This window comes from Treponema sp. R8-4-B8, from assembly GCF_054786175.1.
This window is the reverse complement of sequence record NZ_BDHE01000327.1, coordinates 1-486: the sequence shown is the minus strand read 5'-3', so window position 1 is coordinate 486 and position 486 is coordinate 1. Positions and strand designations below refer to the sequence as shown.

Here is a 486-nt window from a genome sequence, read left to right as displayed (position 1 = left end):
GTTGATTAAGCTGGTTGCCGGCGGCAGATTCGCGCTCGTCCTCATGGTAACTGTAAAAAAGCCGCCGAAAGCCGAGTATTCCGGAGCGTCAAACCATTTGTTTACATAATTATTGGCAGTATCATTATTAGCGGCCGCGGTTATCCAGATGCCGTCATCAGTCGCGGATGTTGCAAACTTGACCGTACTGTCATTTAACGCTCCGTTAAAATAAAGCACTATGTCGCTCGCCCTTGAATAAGGCTGTCCGTCGGGACGGTTACGCGGTTCGGTTCTGGTAATGCGCGGCTGAGTATCGCACCAGGGGATAAGGGTTACAGGCTCGGCGATGACGGTCAAGACACAGATTCCAGCATATTCTACAATTTGACTTTCTGGAGAGATACATTGAGTTTTTCTTTGGCTAACTGGAATTTTAGCCGTGTCGCAAGAGACGGCTATCCGCGGTTGTCGTGGGCACAATGAGGAGAGGAAGTTATTAGTGTG

General features: G+C 49.2%; 1 protein-coding gene. It reads right to left on the bottom strand.

Annotated elements, in window-relative coordinates; translation table 11 throughout:
* Nucleotides 1-339: hypothetical protein (locus ACYVRA_RS08625; protein WP_461252309.1), on the bottom strand; the 339-nt coding region annotated here is incomplete at its 3' end.
* Between the last annotated feature and the right edge of the window lie 147 nt (nucleotides 340-486).